The following is a 24,661-nucleotide window of genomic DNA, read 5'->3' as shown; positions in this document are numbered from 1 at the left end:
GGCATCAATGAGTCTTTCGCAGGACCCAGGCGGCGCTGCCGGGCTCCCGCAAACAGGTCTAGCCGACCAACCGGCAGCGCCGACTCAGCCGACCAGTCATCGTTCCCGGCATTTCAATGGCCCAGCCCGGCGCTGGCAATCTGATGCTCCACGAACTGGGCGAACAGCGTATGCAGATGCGTCGTCGGATGAAGGTCGTCGGCGAACATGTAGGTCTGGTCCGCGTTGGCGGCGATGTAGGTTGCCGGCGAGCACAGCAGTGCCGTCTGGTCAGGCGTTTTCTTCGGATCGCAGGCGACGCCGGTGTTCGACACGGTGAAGCCATTGGCCTGGAAGTTCGCGATGATCTGGTTCACCCACGTATAGGCGTCGATCTGGATCACCTTGCCTTGCAGGCCATCGGTCTGCAAGGCGGCGTTCAGGGTGCTGTTGAAGAGTTGCGAAAGCTGGGCCAGGTTGGCCCCGCCATCGGACGATGCGATGCCAGTGGGCGACAGTCCGATGTTCGGCAGATTGACCACCACCACATGAACGCCGCCGTTCTGGACGATCTGCCCGACCAGCTGGGCGAGCGTGTTCGCCGCCGTCTCCACGGGCTGGGCTGCGGCCGGCAATTGGCCGGCCCGAAGGACATCGTTCGCGCCGGCCCACACGAGCACCAGCTGATTGGCGTTGAAGCTCTTGTGAGCGCCCAGATAGCTCGAGATCTGCTGATTGACGGGCATCTCGATGTTGCCGATCACGTCGGTCAGGAAGTCGTTCTGGTCCGCCGGCGTCGCCACCGTGGCGCCGCCTTCCGCATAGCCGAGGCCGCTTTGCGCACTGAGCTTATGTGTAATGTCGATGGTGTATGCCGCGCTCAGCGTATCGCCGTAGTATTGCGCGACATCCTGAGTCCACACCTGTCCGGGATTCGTCGTGAACCGCCCGCCGCCAACCGCCCTGGCGATCGGCGCGTAGGTCCCGACGTCCGACAGGCTGTCGCCGAACGAGACGATTTGCAGATTGACGCCGCCCGCAGGCGTAGGCGTGGGCGTGCTGCCGTTGCTCGAACTGCTCGAACCGCTGTCGTGTCCGCCGCCGCATGCCGCAAGCAGTGAGATCGCAATGGCAAAAACTACAGCGCGGACCTGGTCATTTATTCCTCGCATGGCTCCTCCTACCTGAAAGATCGGGCGGTTCAGCCACGTGACGTGGTTTGGCGGCCACCGCTGTCGCGACAAGCATGCTGATTACGCAAAAAGCGTGCGCTGTCGTGTTCGGGGGTTGACTGCGCGCTACTCTCGGCGTCATGCGGGGTCGTTCCGGCCGGTCGCGGTCCCGTCCCCTCAAGCTCGAGCCATGCACAGAACAGCACGACGAACTCATCGCCGAGATCGCCGCCTCAAATCAAAGGGCGCGAATGCCAATTGCTCCCATTTGTAAGGATGAGCAGGCCAGATTACAAATTACTGCGATCGACGGGAATGGTGGCGAGGTCTGACTGCGGCGTTGCGTGCCTCTTCGCTTCGGGTTCGCCGTCAGTCAGCGGCGAACCCCGGCATGGCCTGGCGGCGTCGTGAGCCCCGGCGTCAGTCCTTTAGTGCTGGACTCCCCAGCGGCGCACCGTCACGCGCTCCAGCGTATCGAACACCAGATGCTCGATCAGCAGGCCGATCACGATCACCGCGGCGAGGCCCGCGAATACACGGTCCGTGTAAAGTTCATTGCGATTCTGGAAGATGTACCAGCCGAGCCCCCCGCTGCCCGAACTCGCGCCGAACACCAGTTCGGCCGCGATCAGCGTGCGCCATGCAAACGCCCAGCCCACCCTCAAGCCGGCCAGAATCGACGGCAACGCAGCGGGCACGAGGATCAGCAGCACGTGGCGGATGCCGGTCAGTCCATAGTTGCGCCCTGTCATGCGCAGCGTCGCGGGCACCGACTGAAAACCGGAGTACGTGTTCAGAGCAAGCGGCCACAGCACCGCATGCACCAGCACGAACAGCAGGCTGCCGGTGCCGAGACCGAACCACAGCAACGCGAGCGGCAACAAAGCGATCGACGGCAACGGGTTGAACATCGCGGTCAGCGTCGACAGGACATCGCGGCCCACCCGCGTCGATACGGCAAGCGACGTCAGCACGAACGCAAGCGCGGCGCCGAGCAGATAACCGCGCAGCAGCACGGACATCGACACTGCCGTTTTCTGCAGCAGTTCGCCGGACCACACGCCCTGCACAAACGCGCTGAGCGTCGCGCCGAAAGTCGGCAGCAACAGGTCGTTGTCAACGATGCGCGCGGCAATTTCCCATCCCGCGATCAGCACCAGCGCAATCAGCGCCTTGCGCAACCAGCTTTGCGCAAACAGACGCTTGCCGAGCGGCAACGGCGCTTCGAGAGCGAGTCCGCCGAGCGGTTCGAGCGGACGTTCATACTCTTCGCGAACCGGCGGCAACAAGGTGGCGGGCGAACTCATTGAGCGGTCTCCGTCTGCTCGAACAACAGGTGATGAATGCGTGCAACGCTGCGCTGAAAATCGCTGCGCCCGAAACTGTCCTGCGAATACTGGTGGCTGTTGAGTTCGGCGCGCACGCGGCCGGGATGCGGCGACAGCAGCAGAATCCGGTTGCCGACCACGAGCGCTTCTTCGATTGAATGCGTGACGAACAGCAGCGTGAAATTCACCTCTTCCCACAGCCGCAGCAGTTCCTCCTGCATCTTGCGGCGAGTAAGCGCATCGAGCGCGGCGAAGGGTTCGTCCATCAGCAGCACGCGCGGTTGCATCGCCAGCGCACGGGCAATCGCGACGCGCTGCTTCATGCCGCCCGACAGCGTATGCGGATACGCGTTCGCAAACGAGGCCAGCCCGACCTTCTCCAGATAATGCAGCGCGCGCTCGTCGGCTTGCGCGCGCGAGAGCTTCTTCGCGACGCGCAGCGGGAACGCGACGTTCTGCAGCACCGTCTTCCACGGCGGCAACTGGTCGAACTCCTGGAACACGACGATCCGGTCCGCGCCTGGGCCGCGCACCGCCTGGCCGTCGAGTGAAATACTGCCCGAACTCGGCTGGATGAAGCCGGCCACGGCCTTGAGCAACGTCGACTTGCCGCAACCGGACGGCCCGAGCAATACGAAGCGATCGCCGCCGTAGACATCGAAGCTGACGTCGTGCGTCGCGCGAACGATCCGCTCGCGCGTGCGGTATTCGAGGTTCACGTGTTCGACCGCGAGCAGTTTCTCGCTGGTCGCCGCGCTGGGCTCGCCTGCGCGGTGCGGAAACAGAAGCGTGGGATTCGCCACCATCAGATCGCTCCCTGTGTGCTGAATGAACGGACTAAGCGGACCGACCGGGGTCCGGCAACGATGACCATGCTCAACTCCCCGCCGCCGTCGCCGGGTCGTCGAAGAAGTAGTCCTTCCACGACTTCGGCTCGTTCCTGATCGCGCCGACGCGATACATGAACTGTGCAAGCCCGAACGTGTTCTGCGGCGCGACCTTGAATTGCACCTGCGGATTCTTGATGACCTTCACGAGCAGATCGCGGTCAACCTTCGATTGATTCGTGCGGATGTAGATATCGGCGGCGGCATCCGGGTTCGCGGTGATGAAGCGCGCGGCATCGGCGAGTGCATCGACGAACGCGCGATACGTCTTCGGATTGTTGTCACGGAATTTTTCGGTCGCGTAAAGCACCGTCGCCGAACTCGGGCCGCCCAGCACGTCGTACGAATTCAGCACGATGTGCGCCTTCGGATTGCCCGCCAGTTCCTGGTCCTGAAACGGCGGATTGCCGAAGTGGCCGGTGATTTCCGTGCCGCCCGCGATGATCGCCGCGGCCGCGTCGGGATGCGGCAGCGCCTGGGTGAACTTGTCGAGGCGGTTGTACTCCTTGTCGCCCCAGCGTTTAGCGGCCGCATATTGCAGCACGCGCGATTGCACCGACACATTGACGGCCGGCACCGCGATGCGGTCCTTCGCGGAGAAGTCGGCGATCGTCTTCACCTCGGGATTGTTGCTCACCAGGTAGTACGGCAGATTGCCGAGCGACGCCACGCCCTTCACGTTCTGCTTGCCGTGCGTGCGGTCCCAGATGGTCAGCAGCGGGCCGACGCCGCCGCCGGCCACGTCGACCGCGCCCGACAGCAGCGCGTCGTTGACCGCTGCGCCGCCCGAGAGCTTCACCCAGTCGACCTTGATGTCGAGCCCCTGCTTATGCCCTTCCTTCTCGACGAACTGCTGGTCGCGCGCGACGTTCAGCAGCAGATAGACGATGCCGAACTGCTCCGCGATGCGGATCTGCCCTTCGGCATGCGCGGGCGCGCTGGCGGCGAAGCCCGCGACGCCCATTGATACAGTCAGCAGTGCCGCGGTGAAGCGGCGAACATACGACGGCCGCTCGGCGGTCGTGCGAAACCTGTCAGGCATTGAAACTCCGGTCAGCGTGTAGTGTGAGATGAAAGCGGACGACGTTGCGTCAGAACGGCACGTCGCCTTCGATCGTCGTGCGATAAAGTTTGCGGCGCAGATGATCCGGTGTGCCGGCCGCGAGATGCATCAACGAGCGGTTGTCCCAGAACACCATGTCGTGTTCCGCCCACTGATGCCGGTAGATGTGTTCGGGGCGCACGCTATGCGCGAAGATTTCGGCGAGCAGCGCGCGGCTCTCGTCTTCCGGCAAGCCGATCACGCGGGTCGTGAAATGCTCGCTGACGAACAGCGCGCGGCGCCCGGTCTCGGGATGCGTGCGCACGATCGGCTGCACGACCGGCTTCACCTGGGCGATCTGCTCGGCCGACAGGTCGGGCCGCCACGGGCTGCGCTTCTGCAGTTCCGCGTATTTGGCGAGGTAGGTGTGCTCGGCCGAACGCCCTTCCACGGCGGTGCGCAAATGCGCGGGCAACGTGTCCCACGCGAGGTGCATGTTGGCGAACAGCGTGTCGCCGCCTTCGGCGGGCAACTCCTGCGCATGCAACAGCGAACCGAGACTCGGCTTCTCCTTGTACGAGAGGTCGGAGTGCCAGAAATGGCCGGCGTCGCCCAAACCGATCGGCTTGCCGTCTTCGACGATGTTCGACACCACCAGCACCTCGGGATAGCCCGGCAACTGGAACTGGTGCAGCACGTGAATCTGCAACGGACCGAAACGGCGGCTGAACGCGATCTGTTGAGCGGGTGTGATGCGTTGATCGCGAAACACCAGCACATGATGATCGAGGTGGGCGCGGTGAATGCGCGCGAAATCGTCGTGGCTCAGAGGCTTGGCGAGATCGAGCCCGAGCACTTGCGCGCCGACGGGGCCGTCGAAAGCGCGAATCTCGATGGGCTGGTTCTCGATGGAGGCGCCGGCATGGCGGGTATCAGCAGGGGCAAAGGCAGTCGTCACAGGAAACTCTTCGTCGAATCTGTTCGGAGGACGCCGTCGAAGGCGCAGTCAGATGAATTTACCGGCGCGCGGGCGCGGCGACAACGAAGCAAATACGATACGTTTATCTGCTGGAGTGATAAACCCGATGCTTTAACGGGCCTGGGTGCGCGTGAGCGTTCCTGACAACTGCGTGCGGGCGGCCGTCAATGCGCGACGGCGCTCTGTGTTGCCATCAACGAGCACGCGCACCCGCATCGAACGCGCCGGCCAGCAAACGCGTGACCGCCCACTGAAACGCGCCGCACAACACGAGATACACCAGACCGACGAACAAAAAAATCTGCGCCGGGTAGACCATGAGGCGGCTATTCACCTGATTCGCGAGGAAGGTGAACTCCGGCACGCCGACGATATAGGCAAGCGACGTGTCCTTGATCAACGACACCCATTGATTGACGAACGACGGCGTCATCGTGCTTATCGCCTGCGGCAGCAGCACATGGCGCAGCGCCTGAGCGCGCGTCATGCCGAGCGACAGCGCGGCCTGCCACTGCCCGTCGCCGAGCGCGACGATGCCAGCCTGCACCGAATGTGACAGATACGCGCCGCCGATCAGCGCAAGCGCGCAGACCACGGTCGCAAGTCCTGGCACATCGATATGCAACAGCACCGGCATCAGGAAGAACGTCCAGAAGATCAGCATCAGCACCGGAATCGCGCGAAAAAAAACCACTGCGGCAAGCAGCAGAACATGCAGCGCGCCGCGCGTCATCACCAGCGCGATGCCGCCTGCCAGGCCGAGCAGCGCCGACAGCACGGCCGAGCTCAGCGTCAGCGCCACGGTCAGCGCGACTCCGCCGAGCGGGCCGGCGGGAAACGCGCCGGCTAGCAGATAGCGCAGGATCGGCAGCCAATCCGGCGCGTTCATGAGCCGCCTCCCCGCACGAACCGCGCGCCACCCGATTGATAGGCACCACGCCGCTGCCAGATCAGCAATGCAACTTCGATCGCGGCGATCGCCGCAATGTAGAGCAAGGTCGCCATGCCGAACGACTGAAACGTCTTGAGGGTCTCGGTCTCGACCTGGCGCGACGAGTACGACAACTCTGCGAGGCCGATCGCCATCGTCAGCGACGAATTCTTGATGACGTTCATATATTGCCCGGCGAGCGGCGGCGTCGCGATCCGCACCGCCTGCGGCAAAATCACATGGCGCAACGTAGCGAAGCGCGTCAGGCCCAGCGCCGCGGCTGCCTGATATTGGCCGGTGCGCACGCCACGCATCCCCGCGCGGAATTCCTCGCCGATGAAGGTCGTCGAATAGCACGTGAGGCCGAGCCAGCCCGCGACGAATTCGAACGTCGGCCAACCCAGCGTGACGGGTCCAAGCGCGACTGCATGCGGGGTATTGAGCCAGTTCATCACGCTGTCGGGCAACAGGACCGCCGCGCCGAAATACCAGAACAGCAATTGCACGAGCAGCGGCGAGTTGCGGAATATCAGCACGTAGCCGGCCGCCGCGCGGCGTAGTGCCGCGCCACGCGCGCTGCGTGCAAGCGCCAGCGCGAAACCCAGCAGCGTCGCGCAAACGATCACACTGGCCGACAGCGCCAGCGTCATCGCGAAGCCGCGCCAAATCCACGCGACATAGCGAGGTTCGAGCCACGCGTTCATGGTCACCATCCAGAAGCTATTGCATTTGCAGCGATAAAACAAAGCGGGCCGCCGTCATGCGAATGGCAGGCCGGACAGCGAGCGCTCCGAACGGCTCAACTCTTTTGCGGATCGCCGATCCTGAACAGACGAGGCAGCGGCGCTTTGCTCGACGGACCGAACCACTGGTCGTAAATCTTCGCCGCGTTGCCGTTCGCTTCCAGATTCACCAGCGTTTCGTTGACGACACTCAACAGGCGCGCCTCGTTCTTCGGTACGCCGACGCCTTCATAGTCGTTTGAAATCGTGAATGGCGGGATCTCGTACTTCTCTTTGTCCGGCACGTTGGCAAGCAAGGCGACCAGCTTCGGGCCGTCCTGCGTGATAGCCTGCACATTGCCCGCGCGCAGCGCGGCGAATGCGAAAGGCGTGTCGTCATAGGCAACGATGGTCGCGGCCGGGAATTGCGCGCGGACCTGCTGTTCATTCGTCGTGCCCTTGTCCGCGCCGATACGCAAACTGTCCAGTTGCTGCGGCGACTTCAACACGCCCTTCTTCGCGATGAACTGCGTGCCCGACGCAAAGTACGGGGTGCTGAAGTCGATTTCCTTTCTGCGCTCGTCGGTGATCGTAAAGTTCGCGAAAACCAGATCGACTTTGTTCGACTTCAGAAACGCGATCCGGTTGGCGGGATTGGTGGGCTGAATCTCGAGCTTGACACCGAGCTTCGCCGCGACGGCGCGTGCATAGTCGACGTCGAGGCCCGCGATCTGATTGGTCTTCGGGTCGACAAAACCGAACGGCGGATTACTGTCGAAGGTCGCGACGCGCAGCACGCCGGCTTTCCTGATGTCATCGAGTCGATCGGCGTGCGCGACGCCTGATAAGGTGAGCAGCAGGCCCAGCACAGCGGCGCTGCGAGTCCAGGTTTTCATGATCAAGCCCCGTAGTTATCCGTTCAATGCGTGTGTATCGTGTCGGGCATTCCTGTGCCCGTAGCGAAGACTGTAGCAGCGCGCCCTATCGTCACGAACAAACGATTTGTCACGTGCTAAGTCGGTGGCGTGATAACGGCATGTCGGAGCGCGGATCGTTGCCCTATCTGCAAGAGTGCAAGTGCTATCTGTGTGCGGTGGCTGACGCTGCACGATCTGCGTCGCGGCAACTGCTCGCGCATACCGGTGCGCGTGGACAGCGTCTACGAATTCAATGGAATTGCGCTGCAACATACAAACCTGGATGTCGAAACCAGGCAGCGTTGCACCCTGCTGATTCACTTCTACGACCCGGGGCTACCCGCTGGGCCTTGGCGCGATTGTGCGTCGTGGCAGCATACCTCGATGGTTTCCGCCGATAACGCGCGAGCGCACGCCGTCTTGCACTCGCGCATCCGCGTAATGCAGTTCGCTGCATCGATCTTCTCAAACCCCGAACTCCAGCAATTGCGGCCAAATCCCAATTGATAGGATGACCTTCCATCGCCATCGACTCTGTGCGCCCTTGCGGGCTTCGCCGGGCCCATTCAACACTCCGCGCTTCAATGCGCATGCTCCACGAGCCATCTCGACGAGCCCGCGTGCCGGCCAAAAACTTTCCCATTCCATTTAATCCGGAATACACTGAATTCGGGACTGCCTCCCATCTCTCCCCCACCAGCCTTCGCCAGCAGGAAGCTTTTGTCGTTTTCCGCGAGCCGAAGCAAGCCAGGTCGGTTCGTGCCCACACAACATCGAACGGGACGACTCATCATGGCTGATACGAGCTACATGGCACGCAAAACCGTCGCCGACATCGTGCACAGCGCGGATGTCCACGGAACCGCATCACTGTCGAAAACCCTCGGCGCGACCAGCATCACCGCGATGGGTATCGGCGCGATCATCGGCGCCGGCATCTTCGTGCTGACCGGCACGGCTGCCGCCCAGTTCGCCGGTCCGAGCATCACGCTGTCGTTCGTGCTCGGCGGTATCGCGTGCGCGTTCGTCGGCCTGTGCTATTCGGAACTGGCGGCCATGCTGCCGGTCTGCGGCAGCAGTTACACGTACACGTATGCCACGCTAGGCGAGATCTTCGCGTGGATCATCGGCTGGGACCTGATCCTCGAATATGCAATGGGCGCCGCGACCGTCGCGGTCGGCTGGTCCGGGTATATCGTGAGCCTGCTTCACAACGTGGGCATCAATATCCCGCCCACGCTGGCCGCCGCGCCCGGCACCGTCGTCAAGCTCGCGGACGGCACCACGGTGACCGGCGTCGTCAATCTGCCGGCCATCTTGATCATCGCGATCCTCACGACCATGCTGGTGCTCGGCACGAAGGAATCCGCACGGCTGAACAACGTCATGGTCGCGGTCAAGCTGGTCGTGGTGGTGGCCTTTATCGCGCTTGGCGTATTTTTCATCAAGCCGGAGAACTGGCATCCGTTCATCCCGGCGAACACCGGCGAATTCGGCAACTACGGCCTGAGCGGAATTCTGCGCGGCTCGGCCGTGGTGTTCTTCGCGTTCATCGGCTTCGACGCGGTCTCGACCGCCGCGCAGGAAGCGAAAAAGCCGCAGCGGGACATGCCGATAGGCATCCTCGGATCGCTGATCATCTGCACGGTGCTGTACATCCTCGTCGCGGGCGTGCTCACCGGGCTCGTGCCTTACACGGAATTGAACGTGCCTGATCCGATCGCGAGAGGCGTCGACGCGATCGGTCTGACCTGGTTCTCGATCCTGATCAAGGTCGGCGCGCTGACCGGCCTGACCACGGTGATCCTCGTGCTGCTATACGGACAGAGCCGCATCTTCTTCACGATGTCACAGGACGGCTTGCTGCCGCCGCTTTTCGCGCGGGTTCATCCGCGTCTGCAGACGCCTCATCGCAGCCAGATGCTGATCGGCACGGTGGTCGCCATCGTGGCGGCGCTGACGCCGATCGGGGTGCTGGGCGAGATGGTCAGCATCGGCACGCTGTTCGCATTCATCCTCGTATGCGGCGCGGTGATTTATCTGCGCCGCAGCGATTCCGATGCGACGCGCCCGTTCCGGGTGCCGGGCGTGCCGGTGGTGCCGGTGCTGGGAATCCTGTTCTGCCTGTTGCTGATGGTGGGGCTGCCGCTCGTCACGTGGCTGCGGCTGCTTGTGTGGCTGGTGATCGGGATGGTCATCTACCTCTCATACGGCCGTAATCATTCGAAGCTGAGGTTTCCGGAGCGGCATTGAGTAATGGGGTGTTCGATCGGCGCTGAGTGCCGTGCCTCACGCACTCAGCTCCCGTCCATCAAAGACGGCAACAGGACGCGATCCGGCAATTCACCGATCCCCTTCAGACGCTACGCCATGAACTCGCGCAGCACGCGGAGCCTGGTCGAGAAGCGCTGGTTCGGCAGATAGACCATGCAAATCTGCCGAACCGTCAGCGCGTTTTGGAGTCGGTGCTGCGGCAGCGCAACCTCCAGCTCGCCACTCACCAGCAGCTCGCGGATCAGCCAGACCTCGAACCCGGCAGTCCCGAGTCCGGCGCGCGCCGCCTCCAGCAGCAGTTCCGAATGATCCGACTGCAGGTTGCCCGCGGGCAGCACCGACTGCACCGTCGTCCCGTCCGACCGATGCCAGCGAGGATCGCCCTCCGGATGCAGATAGCGCAGGCGGTTGTGCTGCGCGAGATCGGCGGGCGGGCGCGGCCGTCCGCGTCGCGCGAAGTACGCGGGGGGCCGCGCACAGAATGCTGGCGTTGCGCGAGATCGGCTGCACGATCAGGTTGTCCAGAGAGTTCTCGCCCTCGTGAATGTCCAGGTCGAAGCCGCCAATCACATCACCGTGTCGTTGTGATTGCCGGTCAGTCGCAGAGCGAGCTGGACGGCCGGACAAAGCTCCAGAAATGGCGCGATCAGCCGTGCCCGAACGCGCTGGGCTATGCGATCCCCTATCACGAACTGCTGTACCGCTCGCAGGACGTGTCGAGCTATGCGCCGCGGTCGCTGTTGCAGGCGGCGTTCATCGTCACGATGATGTACGGTGTGTCGCGCACGGCGCTGCTCTATCTGAAGCGCTGGATGACGCGCCGTCAGGGACGTGTGGTGGTGAGGAGCGCTGCCGTGAGCGGTCTTTCCGCGGCGGCGTCCGATGCGCCGCAATGTCGCCGAGGCATCGGTTGCCGGGGTGATGCCGAGGAAATGAGGGCGCAGCGCGGGCCATGGGCCTGCGTTGGGGTTCTGGGCTCGCGCTTCGGATGATCGGCGCAGGTACGTCAGACGGCGCGATTGCGGTATGTTCTCTACCGCTAACCGCGTTTTCGTGAGCCGCCCATGCCTTTGAATGCTTCCCCGCGCCGCTGCAGCCGTTTTGCCCACCGGGTCCGACTGCTGGCCACCCTGCCCTTGATCGCCTTGGGATTGCAAAGTTGCGCCGTCCCGAACGCCGACGCCGATGCGCACGCTGGACCGTATCAGGTCGAGATCCGCCGCACCGCTCTCGGCATTCCGCATGTGAAAGCCGGCGACTGGGGCAGCCTCGGTTACGGCTATGGCTATGTCCAGGCGCAGGACAATCTGTGCACGATGGCCGACGGCTTCATCACGTATCGCGGCGAACGTTCGCGCTACTTCGGCGCCGACGCGCGCCCCGCTTCCGAAGCGACCTTCGGACAGCCCGACAATCTGAACGCCGACTTCTTCTTCCGCTTCATCGTCGACGATGCCGCTGTGTCGCGCTATCGGCAAAGTCAGACCGCCGAGATGCGGGCGCTGATCGACGGCTTCGCGGCAGGCTACAACCGCTATGTCGGCGAGCTTGCGCACGGCGAGTTTCCCGGTGCGCACGCGGCATGCCGCGCGGCGCCGTGGGCCGGAAAGATCAGCAGCGCGGACGTGTACCGGCGTCTTTACGCGGCGAATCTGGCCGGCGGCCAAACACGCTTCGTCAATGCGATTGCGACCGGCAGGCCGCCGGCTGCGGCCGCGCAATTGCCGGATGCGTCGCGCGAACCTGATGCTGAAGATGAGCATGGCGGCAGCAACGGCGGGCTGGCCGCCAACGCGCCGCTCGACCCCATCGGCGGCCACTCCGGAATCGGCAGCAACGCGCTCGCGTTCGGCGCGGACGCGACCCGCAACGGCAGCGCGCTGCTGCTCGGCAATCCGCACTGGTTCTGGAGCGGCCCGGACCGCTTCTACCAGGCGCAACTGACGATCCCCGGCCAGCTCAACGTGAGCGGCGTGTCCTTTCTCGGCATGCCGCTGATCTTGATGGGGTTCAACGAAAACGTCGCATGGGCGCATACGGTCTCCACCGCGAAGCGCTTCGGCCTCTTCAAGCTGACGCTCGTGCCGGGTTCGCCGACCACCTATCAGGTCGACGGCAAGGCCGAAGCGATGACGCCGACGCAAGTGAAGGTCGACGTGCGCGCCGCCGACGGTTCGATCCATACCGTATCGCGCACCTTGTATCGTTCGCGCTTCGGCCCGCTCGTCAATCTCGGCGCGAGGTCGCCCGCGCTGGCCTGGAACGCGCAGCAGGCTTTCGCGCTGCGCGATATCAACGCCGATAACTTCCGCGTGTTCGAAAACTTCCTCGAATGGAGCCAGGCGAATTCGCTCGACGACTTCATCCGCATCCAGAAGAAGAACGCGGCGTTGCCGTGGGTGAATACGCTGGCGATCGGCCGTGGCGATCCGCGCGTGTGGTACGCGGATATCGGCGCGGTGCCGGATGTGCCCGACGAACTCGCGCAACGCTGCACGCCGCCGGTCGGCAAGGCGCTCGCGCAGTCGATGCCGGGCGTGCCCTTGCTCGACGGCTCGCGCAGCGAGTGCGACTGGCGCGATCAGCCTGGTGCCGCGCAGCCTCGTGCGATGCCGGTCGCGCAGATGCCGGGGCTGCTGCGGCGCGATTATGTCGGCAACTTCAACGGCAGCTACTGGCTCAGCAATCCGGCTGCGCCGTTGACCGGCTACGCGCAGATCATCGGCGCGACGAATACGCCGCAATCGCTGCGCACGCGACTCGGGCATAGCATCGCGACGCAATTGCAGAGCGATCCGAAGGGCGTGTCCGCCGACGCGCTCGGCCGCGCCGCGCTCGACAGCCGGTCGATGTCGGCGCTGCTGTTCAAGCAGCCGGTGCTTCAGCGTGTGTGTGGCAGCGGCGGCGACGCGGCGGCTGGTGCGAACGCGGTTGCAGGCACCGCTGCAAAAGCGGACGCGGACACCGCTGCAAGCGCCGCAGTCAACACCGCCGAACTACACGAGGCCTGCAAAGTCCTCGCGGCATGGGACAACACCGCTTCTGCCAACGCCATTGGCGCGACGCTCTGGGACGAGTTGTGGCGCCGCCTCATGACAATTCCACCTGCGCAACTGTATGCAGTCCCCTTCGATCCGGCCGAACCTTTGACGACCCCCGCAGGCATCGCAGCCGATCCGGCCAAACTCGCCGCCGCGCTGCACGACGCAAGCACGGCGCTGCAAAAAGCCGGCCTCGCGATCGACGCGCCGCGCAGCGCCGCGCTCTACTTGCAGCGCAACGACGAACGCATCCCACTGTTCGGCGGCTGCGACGCGGCCGGCTACTTCACCGCCGCATGCGCGGCCCATCCGTTCGACGCGCGCGCCTATTCGATGAACGTCAACCCGAGCGGCGACACCTACTTGCAGATCGTGTCGTTCGCCGGCGATCAGGTGCTTGCGCGGACCCTGCTGGCGTCGTCCGAATCGGACGACCCCGCATCGCCCCATTACGCCGACGCGACGCGCGACTATGCCGCGCAGCGCTGGCTCAGTATTCCGTTTTCCGAAGCGTCGATCGTGCGCGATCCCGCGTTGAGCGTGCGCACCCTGAGTTCATCGGACGCGCAACCGGTCAATTGAATCGAGGCATTTGGCTGGCCGGAAAAATGACCACACGATGCGATGAGCCCGCGCTCGTCAGCTTGCCGAGGCCCGCCCCTTCACGCCGAGAATCATCGCAACGCCGCACGCCAGCAGCAACGCGGCGAGCATGTACATGGCGCCGTCCATGCTGCCGGTATGCGTGCGGATCTGGCCGATGACCCACGGGCTGATCATTCCGCTCGACACACCGATGCTGCTGATCAACGCAATCGCACCTGCCGCGCCCGCACCCGAGAAGTAAGTCGACGGCACCGCCCAGAACACCGGGTGCGCGGAAAAAATCAGCAGCGCGGCGAGCGACAGCAGGCCGAGCATGATCGACAGACTGTTGAAGTGCAGCGTCATCAGCAGCAGCGTGATCGCCGCGCCGCCGACACACACGGCGAAATGCCAGCGCCGCTCCGCCTTGCGGTCCGAATGGCGCGCGATCAGAATCACGCCTACCGCGCCGATCGCGTTCGGAATGATCGACAGCAGGCTGATGTGCACGACATCCTGAATGCCGAACTCGCGGATCATCAACGGCATCCAGAACAGCAGCATCAACAGCGCCGAGGTGAGCGAGAAATAGATGAACGAGAACAGATAGGTGCTCGGGTTGCGCAGCGCGGCGCCCAGCGAGTGTCCGGCGTGCACGGGTGCAACACGGGATTCGGCGGCAAGATCGTCGGCGAGGCGTTGGCGGTCCGTGCCCGACAGCCAGGCGGCCTGTTCGGGACGGTCGGTGAGCCAGAACCACGCAATCACGCCGAGCAGCACCGCGGGTGCGCCTTCGATCGCGAACATCCATTGCCAGCCGTGCAGATTGAAGACCCCGGCCATGCCGCGCATGATCCAGCCGGACAGCAGCCCACCCACCATCCCGGCCACCGCGACGCCCGCGTAGAAGATCGACAACACCGCTGCGCGGCGCTTTGCCGGGAACCAGAAGGTCAGGTACAGCACGACGCCCGGAAAGAACCCCGCTTCGAACACGCCGAGCAGAAAGCGCAGCACATAGAAATGCCGGGCGCTGGCAACGGCGATCATCGCAATCGATGCCGCGCCCCACAACACCATGATCCGCGCGAAGGTGCGGCGTGCGCCGAACTTGCGCAGCAGGAGATTGCTCGGCACTTCGAACAGCACGTAGCCGACGAAGAACAGCACGGCGCCGAGGCTATACATGGCATCCGTGATGCCGAGATCCTGCTTCATCTGCAACTGCGCGAAACCGATATTGCTGCGGTCGAGAATCGACACGATGTAGCAGATGAACAGGAACGGAACGATGCGCAGCGAAACGCGCCGGTACAGCGTGTCGGCGCTGCCGTCGTCGGCTGGACTGGCGTGGCCGACGGCAAGCGCCGGGGCGGGAATGGGTGCGGACATCGGGTCGTCTCCTCAATGATGGCCGTCGCGTAGCGCGTGACGGCCGGTGCGGTGCGATAAACAGCGACGCTCTGACGGCGTCCTTTCTCTTCAGAATTCCTCGGCGGCAGAAGCTTCCGCACTGACTCGCGCGGTCCCCGCCGGCGCATTCGCGTCGTGGCAATCGTTCATGCGATCGCCGGCAAGCTGCCTGCCCGCGATGTAGCCGAACGTCAGCGCCGGGCCCAGCGTGATGCCGGCACCCGGATAATTGCCGCCCATGATGCTGGCCATGTCGTTGCCGACGGCGTACAGCCCGGCGATCGGCTGGCCTTGCCGGTCCAGCACCTGCGCGGCGCTGTCGGTCGAGAGTCCCGCGAACGTGCCGATGTCGCCGACCACGAGCCGGATCGCGTAATACCGGCCGTGTTCCAGCGGCGCGATACACGGGTTCGCGCCGTCGTGCATGGCGTCGCCCTGATAGCGGTTGTAGGCGTTGCTGCCTTTGCCGAATTGCGGATCGTTGCCTTCGCGCGCCGTGCGGTTGAAGTTCGCCACCGTCTCCTCGAGCACGGCTGGCGCGATACCCAGTGCTCTCGCCAGCGCGCCGATGCTCTCTCCGCGTTGCAGATAACCGCTGCGCAGATGGCGGCCGAGCGGCATCGGCGCGGGCGGCACACAGCCGAGGCCATAAGTGCGCATAGTCCTGTGGTCGCACAGCAACCAGGCCATGACGTTGGGATCGCCATCGGCTTTGCAGGCTGCGACCATCGCCTGGACGAAGTCGTGATACGAGTCGCTTTCGTTCACGAAACGCTTGCCGTGCCGGGTCACCGCGATCACGCCGGGTTTGGCGCGATCGATGAAATGCGGCATCACGCCGCGCGTACCGTCAGCGTGTTGCGTAACCGAAGCCGGAACCCATGCGGCCGCATGCGGGATGGTCGGATCGACCCAGCCGCCGGCCGCTTCGGCGAGGCGCAGGCCGTCGCCGGTATTGCCCGCGGGCGACGGGCTGAAGTGCGCGCCGCCATCCGGCGCATGCGGGAACAGTTGCGCGCGCCGTTCGATATCGTGCGGGAAACCACCGCACGCAAGCACGACGCCGCGCCTCGCGCGAATCTCGACACGCGCGCCGGCGCGTTCGACGAACGCACCGGCGACCCGCCCCGCTTCGACGATCAACTCGCGGGCCGCGGTCGAGCGCCACACGGGAATCTTCAGGTCGAGCACCGAGCGATAGAGACGCCCGGCCAGCGCATTGCCATTGGTCAGCGTCATGCCGCGACCGTGGCGCAGCACGTCCAACGCGTAACGGGCCAACCTGCGCGTGACATAGGCAAACGACGTGAGCGAACGGAACATCCGCATGAAATGCCAGATTTCCTTGCCCGAGCCGAGCATCATCCCGAACACGGTCAATTCGGGCAGCGGCGGCGCCAACTCGCTGATGTGCTCGCCGAGTTGCCGGCCGTCGAACGGGCGCGTCACCATCGAACGCCCACCTGGGCGGCCGCCCGGCGCTTCCGCGTGATAGTCGGGAAACACGGCCGGCATGTCGAACTGCACGGCGGTGTGGTCCGTGAAAAAGCGCACAGCCTGCGGGCCGAAGCGCAGGAACGCTTCGACTCGCCGCGCGTCGTAGTGCGTTCCTGCTTCGTGCTGAAGATAGGCGGCGGCCGCGCCCGCCGCCTCGTGGATGCCTTGCGCCGTCGCGAGCGACGTGCCCGGAATCCATAGCCAGCCACCCGAACGCGCGGTGGTGCCGCCGATGCGCGCTTCCTTTTCGATCATCAGCACATCCAGTCCGCGCGACGCTGCCGTGATCGCGGCAGCCATGCCCGATGCCCCGGTGCCGATCACCAGAACGTCGCAGGTGTGAGTGTCTGCGGCCATCGTGTCTCCTCGAATGCCTTGTCCCAAGGGCATGCACAGTTCGTCACGCACGCCTGATGAGTGACTTCTGGCAGCACTGCTGCAGCGTTAAATCGAGTCTAGGTGCGCATCTGATAATAGTCAATGCGTTTGATATTATCGAAAACCACGACATGCCCGCAAATGGCTGAACACGGAACGCGCGCAAGCGGGTGCTACAATTCGGCCCGGCCTACACTCCTCATACCGCTCCCCGTGGACGCTAAACCTCGCCGTGGCATCCAGTCGATCGAGATCGGCAGCACCTTGCTGGTCGCGCTCGCGAACCATCTGAAGCCCATGCCGTTGCGCGATCTTGCTCGTGAAGCGGGCATTTCGGTGGGCAAGGCGCATCCGTATCTGGTCAGTTTCGTCAAGGTGGGATTCGTCACGCAGGAGCCCGCCACCGGTCTCTATGCGCTAGGACCGCTCGCGTTGCAGATTGGACTCGCGAAGCTGTATCAGCTCGATCCGGTGCGCGAGGCGGCGCCGGTGATCAGCACGCTGGCGGCGTCGACCGAGCAGAGCGTGGCCGTCGCGGTCTGGGGCAACCTCGGGCCGACCATCGTGCAACTGGTCGAGCCGGTGCCTATGCACGTCAACCTGCGCGTGGGTGCGGTGATGTCGGTGCGTAATACGGCGACGGGCCGTCTCTTCGCCAGCTACCTGCCGCCGAAGATGCTCGAAAACTTCCTGGCGAGCGACGCGGCGCGGCTGGCATTGCACGAAGACAAAAAACGCTCGAAGAGCGACTTCGATGCCGAGCTGATCGAGAACCGCCGTCGTGGAATCGCGCGTACGATCGGCGATCCGATTCCGGGGATCAACGCGTTCAGCGCGCCGGTATTCGATGCGACGGGCAATATCGTGCTGGCGATCACGGTAATGGGGCCCGCGGCGTCGTTCGATTCGAAATGGGATGGCAGCGTCGCGACTGCGTTGCGCGAATCCTGCGAAGGTATATCCAGACACCTGGGCTTCGTTGCCAACCAAGGCTAGGTGGCGTGTGGCTCGCGCATCGCCGTTCTTGACAGAGCCGCGAGCCGATCCGTTTCTCCAGATAGTCGCAGTCCTGATTATATTGATTGGTTTCTGCTCAATTCACTCAAGCCGCAGACCCCATCGCGCGGCGGCAATTCACGCACATTCCTTTCTAATAGCAATCACGGACGGCACGCCGCACGGCGGCCATCTGTATTAGACTTTGTTCGCCCGCAGCCCGCAGCCCACCTCGCATCGCCACGTATTGCAATGGTGCGCGCAAGTTTGACAAGCAAGGCAAACGTTGTAAGATCAACGGGAGTTTTTCAGTCAGCTTTAAAACGCCGCGTCAGTTGTTTGCATGAAAACGCATGACTGAAATATCGCATCGAGCGTGCATGTCTTCACTTCAATGAGCGAGCGCATAGCTTTGATTGCAATGCGCATGCATGCAATCGCAGCGGGACTGCACGCGCGTTATGCGCCGCTTGCAACGGCGCTTCAGAGAAATGTCAAAGGCCGCCGGCCATAAAACCGCCAGACCACAACACCACACAACTGTAAGACTGCAACACTGCAAGCCAGCAAGACCCGGCATGACCCGTAAGGCAATAAGACCGTAAGAATCCAGCCGAACTGAAGCGCAGTAAAAGAATGCCTTCACTGAGGAGTTTCTCTTGCCCTGCTCCGCGTCCAGCCTGTGTAGTCGCGCCATCTCCGTTCTGGTCCTTGGTTTGCCGCTCGTGCTTGCCGCGTGCGGCGACAAGCAGGGTGCGCCGGCTGCGGCCATGCCGCCGGTTCCGGTGCTGGTCGAAACGCTCACCACGTCGGCTGTTCCGGATGTCGTCGAACTACCTGGCCGGATCGAGGCGGTCCGCTCCGCGGAGATTCGCGCGCGCGTCGATGGCATCGTCGAACGCACGCTCTATCAGGAAGGCAAAGACCTGCCGGCTGGCGCGCCGCTGTTCCAGATCGATGCGCGAGACTATCGCGCGCAGTTGCAGCAGGCGCAGGCCGCGCTTGCGCGAGCCACCTCTTTGCGCGACAACTCGGCGTCGGTGGTGGAGCGCTTCAAGCCACTGGTCGGCCGTCACGCGGTCAGCGCGCAGGAATACGACGCCGCGCTCGCGACGATGCAGCAGGCCGACGCAAGCGTCGCCGATGCGCAGGCGGCCGTCACGCTTGCGAAGCTGCGGCTCGAACGCTGTATCGTGCGCACGCCGATTGCCGGACGCGTGGGCCGCGCGCAAGTCACCGAAGGCGCACTCGTCAGTGCCGGCGCAGCAACGCTGCTCGCGCAGGTCAATCAGCTCTCGCCGATCAACGCGGTGTTCACGCAGTCGAACGCCGCGATCCTCGATGTCGAGCAACAGATCCAGTCAGGCGCCCGCCAGGCGATCGACATGAAGCACGTCGAGGTCGAGCTGGTGCTCGCCAACGGCCAGCTGTATGGCGAGCGTGGCTTCCTGGACTTCGCCGATCTGGTCGTCGATCCCTCGACCGGTACGCAGACGGTGCGGGCCCAATTCGCCAATCCGTCGCGCACGCTGTTGCCGGGGCAGTTCGTGCGCGGACGCATCATCGCGGCGGGCAACCTGCAAGGCATCCGGATTCCCGAACGCGCGGTGCAGCTGGATAACGGCGTCGCCAGCGTGGCGCTGGTCGCGGACGACGGCACCGTGGTCCACCGCAACATCGCGCTGGGCGAGCAAGGCGAAGGACGCTGGACCGTGCGCGATGGGCTGAAGCCCGGCGAGCGTCTGATCGTCGACGGCTGGCAGAAGGTCCAGCCGGGCCAGCGCGTCGAGGCCCGCCCCGTGCCGGCCGCGCCGCCGGCGCCGGCCTCGGCCACGCGCTGACGGGCGCCCGATGAATCGATTCTTCGTTTCCCGTCCGGTCTTCGCGTGGGTCATCGCACTCTTCACGGTGCTGTTCGGCGGCCTGGCCGTGGCGCTTCTGCCGGTCGAACAGTATCCCGACGTCGCGCCGCCTTCGCTCAGCATTTCTGCGAGCTTCAGCGGCGCCGATGCGCGTACGCTCGAGCGGACCGTGACCTCGATCATCGAAGACGAGATGAACGGCATCGAGAATTTTCTCTACATGTCGTCGGTCAGCCGCTCGAACGGTACTGCACAGATCACGGTGGTGCTCAAGCCTGGCACCAATCTGGACATCGCGCGCACCCAGGTACAGGACCGTCTGAGCCGGGTCGAGCCGCGTCTGCCGCTCGAAGTGCGGCAGCTCGGCGTGCGCGTGACCAAGGCGTCGTCGGGCTTCCTGATGCTGCTGGCGCTGCAGAACGCCGACGGCTCCACCAACGCGACGGCGATGGGCAACTTCGCGTCCAACAACATCGTCAACGAGTTGCGCCGCATCGACGGGGTCGGCGACGTGCAGCTGTTCGGCTCGTCGTACGCGATGCGGATCTGGCTGGACCCCGGCAAGCTCGCGGGCTTCGGGCTGTCGGCGAGCGAGGTGTTCGCGGCGGTGCAGGAGCAGAACAGCCAGACCGCCGGCGGCGGACTGGGCGACCAGCCCAACGCCGACCACTCCGAATTCACCGCGCAGATCGTCACGCAAAGCCGCTTCTCGACCCCGGAGCAGTTCCGCGAAATCATCGTGCACGCCAATCCGGACGGCTCGACCGTGCGGCTGGGCGACGTCGCGCGGGTCGAGCTCGGCAACGACAGCTACGGCAACCGGCTCACCGTCAACGGCAAGGAAGCGGCCGGCATCGCGATCCAGCTGGCGAGCGGCGCGAACGCGCTGGCCGTCGCCAACAACGTGCGCCAGCGCATGGCCGAACTGCAGCCGATCTTCCCGCGCGGCGTGACCTGGACCGTGCCGTTCGACACCACGCCGTTCATCACCACGTCCGTGCAGGGCGTGATGCGCACGATGATCGAAGCGCTGCTGCTCGTCACCGTGGTGGTGTTCCTGTTCCTGCAGGACTGGCGCGCCACGCTGATTCCGACGCTGGTCGTGCCGGTCGCGCTGATCGGCACCTGCGCGGGGCTCTATCTGTTCGGCCTGTCGATCAACATCCTGTCGCTGTTCGGCATGGTGGTGGCGATCGGCATCCTCAACGACGATGCGATCGTGGTCGTCGAGAACGTCGCGCGCATCATGCGCGAAGAAGGACTCAGCGCGCCGCGCGCGACTGTGAAGGCGGTCGGCCAGATTTCCGGCGCGGTGATCGCGAGCACGCTGGTGCTGGTCGCGGTGTTCATCCCGATGGCGTTCTTCCCCGGCTCGACGGGCGGCATCTACCGGCAATTCTCGGTCACGCTGGCGGTTTCGATTCTGCTCTCCACGCTGCTTGCGCTTACGCTCGGCGCAGCGTTGTGCGCCGCGCTGCTGCGCAATGAAACGACGCAAGGCGCCGCTTCGAGCTCGCGCGCCGCAAGGCTGCTGCACCGCGTGTTCGACGGTTTCAACCGAGGTCTGGGCGCAGGCACCGAGCGCTATATTCGCGGCGTCGACGCGATGCTGCGCGCGCCGCTGCGCTGGCTGCTCGTGTTCGTGATCGCATGCGTGATCACCGCTTACCTGTTCGTGCGTTTGCCGGGCGGCTTTCTGCCGACCGAGGACCAGGGGCATCTGTTCATCACCTACACCGGCGCGCCGGGTTCCACCGAACAACGCACGCAGCAGGCGATCCGCCAGGTCGAGGCATTCCTGCAACAGCAGCCGCAAGTGCGCAACGTCGCGTCGGTGACGGGCTTCAGCTTCTTCGGCCAGGGACAATCGGCGGCGCTGTCCTTCGTCGACCTGAAGCCGTGGGACGAGCGCCCCGGCGAGGCGAACTCCGCGAGCGCGCTGGTGCGCCGCGCGAATGGCGCGTTCCGGCAGATTCCCGAGGCGACCATCTTCGCGCTCGATCCACCGGCTATCCCGTCGCTCGGCAACGCGACCGGCTTCACGATGAAGATCCAGGATCGCAGCGGCGTGGGCGGCGAGGCGCTGCAACAGGCCGCGCGGCGCGTGATGATCGAGGCGTCGCAAAGCAGCGTGCTCGCGGGCGTGCGCTCCGAAGGCATGCCGGAGGCGCCGCAACTGTACGTGGAGATCGACCGCATCAAGGCTCGCGCGCTGGGCCTGCAGATCGGTCAGGTGAATCAGGCGCTGGCGCTCTCGTTCGGCGCGAACTATGTGAACGACTTCGTGTTCGAAGGCAACGTGCTGCGTGTCATCCTGCAGGCTGACGCCGAGCATCGGATGAGAGCCGAAGACGTGAGCGCGCTGAGGCTTCGCAACAACCGCAACGAGATGGTGCCGTTTTCGGCGTTCAGCCGCGTTCGCTGGATCTCCGGTCCGCAGCAGCTCGAACGCTACAACGGCTTTCCGTCCGCGACCTTGTCGGGCCAGGCCGCCGCGGGCCGTTCGAGCGGCGCGGCCATCGCCGAGATGGAACGCATTGCATCGCACGTGCTGACCGGCAATTTCACGTATGAATGGACCGGTACGGCCTTCGAAGAGAAACAGGCCGGCGGGCAGATCGGCATGCTGCTCGGACTGTCGCTGGTGGTCGTGTTCCTGCTGCTGGCCGCGTTGTACGAAAGCTGGGCGATTCCGGCGGCGGTGCTGCTGATCATCCCGTTCGGCGTGATCGGCGCAGTGTTGCTGACGATGCTGCGCGGCCTCTCGGCGGACGTCTACTTCAACATCGGGCTCGTGACCATCATCGGGCTCGCGGCGAAAAACGCGATCCTGATCGTCGAGTTCGCGATCAAGGAGGAGTCCGAGGGCAGCGACGCCGTCACCGCCGCGAAGAACGGCGCGCAGCAGCGTCTGCGCCCGATCCTGATGACCAGCGTCACCTTCGTGCTCGGCATGATGCCGCTCGTGCTCGCCGCCGGCGCGGGCGCGGCGAGCCGGCGCGCAGTCGGCACCGGCGTGATGGGCAGCATGTTGACCGCGACGCTGTTCGGCGTGTTTTTCACGCCGCTGTTCTACGTGGCCGCGCGCCGCTGGCTGAGCCGTAAGAAACGCAAGAGCGATCTGGACGATCTGGACGGGCCGCCGCGATCCGCACCCTCGCCCGCCAATGGCGAACCAGGCGGAGGACGGCACGATGCGTAAGCGCCTGCTGTTCCCGCTCGTCTGCTGCGCGCTCGCAGCGTGCAACTTCGCGCCGACCTATCGCCAGCCCGAGTTGCCGATCGCCGAACACTTCGATACGCCGGCGGTGCCCGCCTCGCCGGGCACACCGGACGCACGTCTCGCGGCCGAGATCGACTGGCAAACCTTTTTCGCCGATCCGCAATTGAAGCTGCTGATCACGACGGCGCTCGAACGCAATCGCGATCTCGCGGCGTCGGTGGCGCGCATCGAACAGGCGCGCGCGTTCTATCGCATCCAGAACGCCGCGCGCTTTCCGCAAGTGAACGTGAACGCCGGCGCGACCCGCACCAAGGCGCCGCTCGGCTCGATCGAGCCCGAGTTGGGCGACACCGGCACGTCGATTCAATTCAACCAGTACAACGTTCAGGCGGCGGTGAGCTCGTTCGAACTGGACTTCTGGGGGCGCGTGCGCAACATGAGCGAAGCCGCGCGCCTCAGATATCTGGCGACCGTCGAGGCGCAGCGCGCATTCCGTCTGTCGCTGATCGGCAATGTCGCGGCGAGCTACTATGCGATCCGTTCCGGCGAGGAAGGCATCGAGCTTGCCGAGCGGACGCTCGCGAGCCGCCGGTATGCGCTCGACGTCGCGAAAGATCGGCTGGACGCGGGCGTGACGTCGATGGTCGATTACGAGCAGGCCGCGATTCTCGTGACCCAGGCGCAGACCCAGTTGGCGGAGCTGCAAAGAACGACCGCGCAGCAGCACAATCAGCTGGAGGTGCTGGTGGGGGGGCCGCTAGAGGATGCGTTGCCGCCGGCACCGCCGATTGCCGACGCCAGACAGTTCAACGAGTTGGACCCCGGCCTGCCGTCCGCGCTGCTCGTCAATCGGCCCGATATCTTGCTGGCCGAGCAGCAGTTGCGCGCCGCGGACGCGGATATCGGCGCGGCGCGCGCCGACTTCTTTCCGCGCATCGCGCTGACGGGGAGTTTCGGTTATGTGTCGGCGGAATTGAACGATCTGTTCGTGCCCGGCAGCCAGGCGTGGTCGTTCGGCGCTTTGCTCGCCATGCCGATTTTCGATGCTGGTCAACGCCAGGCTCAGCTCTCCCAGGCGCGCGCGCGGCGCGACGAACTGGTCGCCGATTATCAGCGCACCGTGCAGACCGCTTTTCGTGAGGTGTCCGATGCATTGATCGGACGGCAGCGCTATAAGGAACAGATTGCCGCGCAGGAACAGGCTGTCCAAGCGCAACGGCAGCTCGCGGAAACCGCCGAGCTGCGTTACGAAAACGGCATTTCGATCTATCTGGAAGTGGTGGATGCGCGGCGCAATCTATTTGCTGCCGAGCAGCAGCTCATTCAGCTTCGCGCGACCGCGCTGCAAAACGGTGTATCGCTTTACGTCGCGCTGGGCGGTGGGCCCGATGCACCGCAAGCGCATGGGAACAAGCAGTCCAACTAAGGCACTGCG

General features: G+C 64.5%; 17 protein-coding genes and 1 pseudogene. 7 read left to right on the top strand and 11 right to left on the bottom strand.

Translation table 11 applies throughout. The annotated features are described in order from the left end of the window. Nucleotides 1–113: 113 nt before the first annotated feature. The 8 genes from FVF58_RS08625 to FVF58_RS08590 all read right to left on the bottom strand — a co-directional run bounded on the left by FVF58_RS08625 (nt 114) and on the right by FVF58_RS08590 (nt 7,936). Complete coding sequence (locus FVF58_RS08625) at nt 114–1,151, bottom strand: SGNH/GDSL hydrolase family protein (RefSeq protein ID WP_149669471.1); 1,038 nt, start codon at nt 1,149–1,151, stop codon at nt 114–116. Between the two features lie 428 nt (nt 1,152–1,579). Then, entirely contained in the window at nt 1,580–2,458 is an 879-nt protein-coding gene (locus FVF58_RS08620) for an ABC transporter permease (protein WP_149669470.1), read from the bottom strand. Further along, complete coding sequence (locus FVF58_RS08615; protein ID WP_149669469.1) at nt 2,455–3,285, bottom strand: ABC transporter ATP-binding protein; 831 nt, start codon at nt 3,283–3,285, stop codon at nt 2,455–2,457. Before FVF58_RS08615 ends, FVF58_RS08620 begins: the two co-directional genes overlap by 4 nt. Before the next feature lie 70 nt (nt 3,286–3,355). Next, nucleotides 3,356–4,408, bottom strand: a complete 1,053-nt coding sequence (locus FVF58_RS08610) for an ABC transporter substrate-binding protein (protein ID WP_149669468.1) — start codon at nt 4,406–4,408, stop codon at nt 3,356–3,358. 49 nt (nt 4,409–4,457) lie between these two features. Further along, nucleotides 4,458–5,366 (bottom strand): TauD/TfdA dioxygenase family protein, encoded by a 909-nt coding sequence (locus tag FVF58_RS08605; protein WP_188130753.1) that lies wholly within the window; start codon nt 5,364–5,366, stop codon nt 4,458–4,460. A gap of 214 nt (nt 5,367–5,580) precedes the next feature. Next, the gene (locus FVF58_RS08600) at nt 5,581–6,276 is read right to left on the bottom strand and encodes an amino acid ABC transporter permease (protein WP_149669467.1); all 696 of its coding nucleotides are present in this window, start codon (nt 6,274–6,276) and stop codon (nt 5,581–5,583) included. Next, a complete protein-coding gene (locus FVF58_RS08595) occupies nt 6,273–7,022 on the bottom strand; it encodes an amino acid ABC transporter permease (RefSeq protein WP_149669466.1) in 750 nt (249 codons plus the stop codon). Before FVF58_RS08595 ends, FVF58_RS08600 begins: the two co-directional genes overlap by 4 nt. A gap of 95 nt (nt 7,023–7,117) precedes the next feature. Then, on the bottom strand, nt 7,118–7,936 hold the full coding sequence (locus FVF58_RS08590) for an ABC transporter substrate-binding protein (RefSeq protein WP_149669465.1): 819 nt from the start codon (nt 7,934–7,936) through the stop codon (nt 7,118–7,120). 813 nt (nt 7,937–8,749) lie between these two features. Here FVF58_RS08590 and FVF58_RS08585 point away from each other — a divergent pair. Continuing rightward, a complete protein-coding gene (locus tag FVF58_RS08585) occupies nt 8,750–10,210 on the top strand; it encodes an amino acid permease (protein WP_149669464.1) in 1,461 nt (486 codons plus the stop codon). A gap of 110 nt (nt 10,211–10,320) precedes the next feature. On the opposite strand, the pseudogene FVF58_RS52565 reads toward FVF58_RS08585, so the two are convergent. Next, nucleotides 10,321–10,707 (bottom strand): annotated as a pseudogene (locus FVF58_RS52565) (LysR substrate-binding domain-containing protein); the annotation flags it as partial. A 108-nt stretch (nt 10,708–10,815) separates the two neighbouring features. On the opposite strand from FVF58_RS52565, the gene FVF58_RS52560 reads away from it, so the two are divergent. Together FVF58_RS52560 and FVF58_RS08575 are read left to right on the top strand one after the other, a co-directional pair. Beyond that, a complete protein-coding gene (locus FVF58_RS52560; protein WP_246216986.1) occupies nt 10,816–11,223 on the top strand; it encodes a hypothetical protein in 408 nt (135 codons plus the stop codon). Nucleotides 11,224–11,295: 72 nt separating this feature from the next. Next, nucleotides 11,296–13,854: a penicillin acylase family protein gene (locus FVF58_RS08575; protein ID WP_149669463.1), complete on the top strand. Its 2,559-nt coding sequence runs from the start codon at nt 11,296–11,298 to the stop codon at nt 13,852–13,854. Nucleotides 13,855–13,911: 57 nt separating this feature from the next. Here the strand turns inward: FVF58_RS08575 and FVF58_RS08570 are convergent, their stop codons facing one another. Continuing rightward, nucleotides 13,912–15,249 (bottom strand): MFS transporter, encoded by a 1,338-nt coding sequence (locus FVF58_RS08570; protein WP_149669462.1) that lies wholly within the window; start codon nt 15,247–15,249, stop codon nt 13,912–13,914. A gap of 90 nt (nt 15,250–15,339) precedes the next feature. Further along, nucleotides 15,340–17,124, bottom strand: coding sequence for an FAD-dependent oxidoreductase (locus tag FVF58_RS08565; protein WP_149669461.1), 1,785 nt, complete (start codon nt 17,122–17,124; stop codon nt 15,340–15,342). 234 nt (nt 17,125–17,358) lie between these two features. Between FVF58_RS08565 and FVF58_RS08560 the strand changes: the two genes are divergently transcribed. From FVF58_RS08560 to FVF58_RS08545, 4 genes are all read left to right on the top strand, one after another. Further along, nucleotides 17,359–18,141, top strand: a complete 783-nt coding sequence (locus FVF58_RS08560; RefSeq protein WP_246216979.1) for an IclR family transcriptional regulator — start codon at nt 17,359–17,361, stop codon at nt 18,139–18,141. A 659-nt stretch (nt 18,142–18,800) separates the two neighbouring features. After that, nucleotides 18,801–19,982, top strand: a complete 1,182-nt coding sequence (locus FVF58_RS08555) for an efflux RND transporter periplasmic adaptor subunit (RefSeq protein ID WP_149669459.1) — start codon at nt 18,801–18,803, stop codon at nt 19,980–19,982. Nucleotides 19,983–19,992: 10 nt separating this feature from the next. Further along, a complete protein-coding gene (locus FVF58_RS08550) occupies nt 19,993–23,205 on the top strand; it encodes a multidrug efflux RND transporter permease subunit (protein WP_149669458.1) in 3,213 nt (1,070 codons plus the stop codon). Beyond that, the gene (locus FVF58_RS08545; RefSeq protein WP_149669457.1) at nt 23,198–24,652 is read left to right on the top strand and encodes an efflux transporter outer membrane subunit; all 1,455 of its coding nucleotides are present in this window, start codon (nt 23,198–23,200) and stop codon (nt 24,650–24,652) included. Before FVF58_RS08550 ends, FVF58_RS08545 begins: the two co-directional genes overlap by 8 nt. Nucleotides 24,653–24,661 lie beyond the last annotated feature (9 nt).

Source organism: Paraburkholderia panacisoli (assembly GCF_008369935.1).
Classification (GTDB): domain Bacteria; phylum Pseudomonadota; class Gammaproteobacteria; order Burkholderiales; family Burkholderiaceae; genus Paraburkholderia; species Paraburkholderia panacisoli.
The sequence above is the reverse complement of the archived record's forward strand: the minus strand, read 5'-3'. Positions and strand labels throughout refer to the sequence as shown.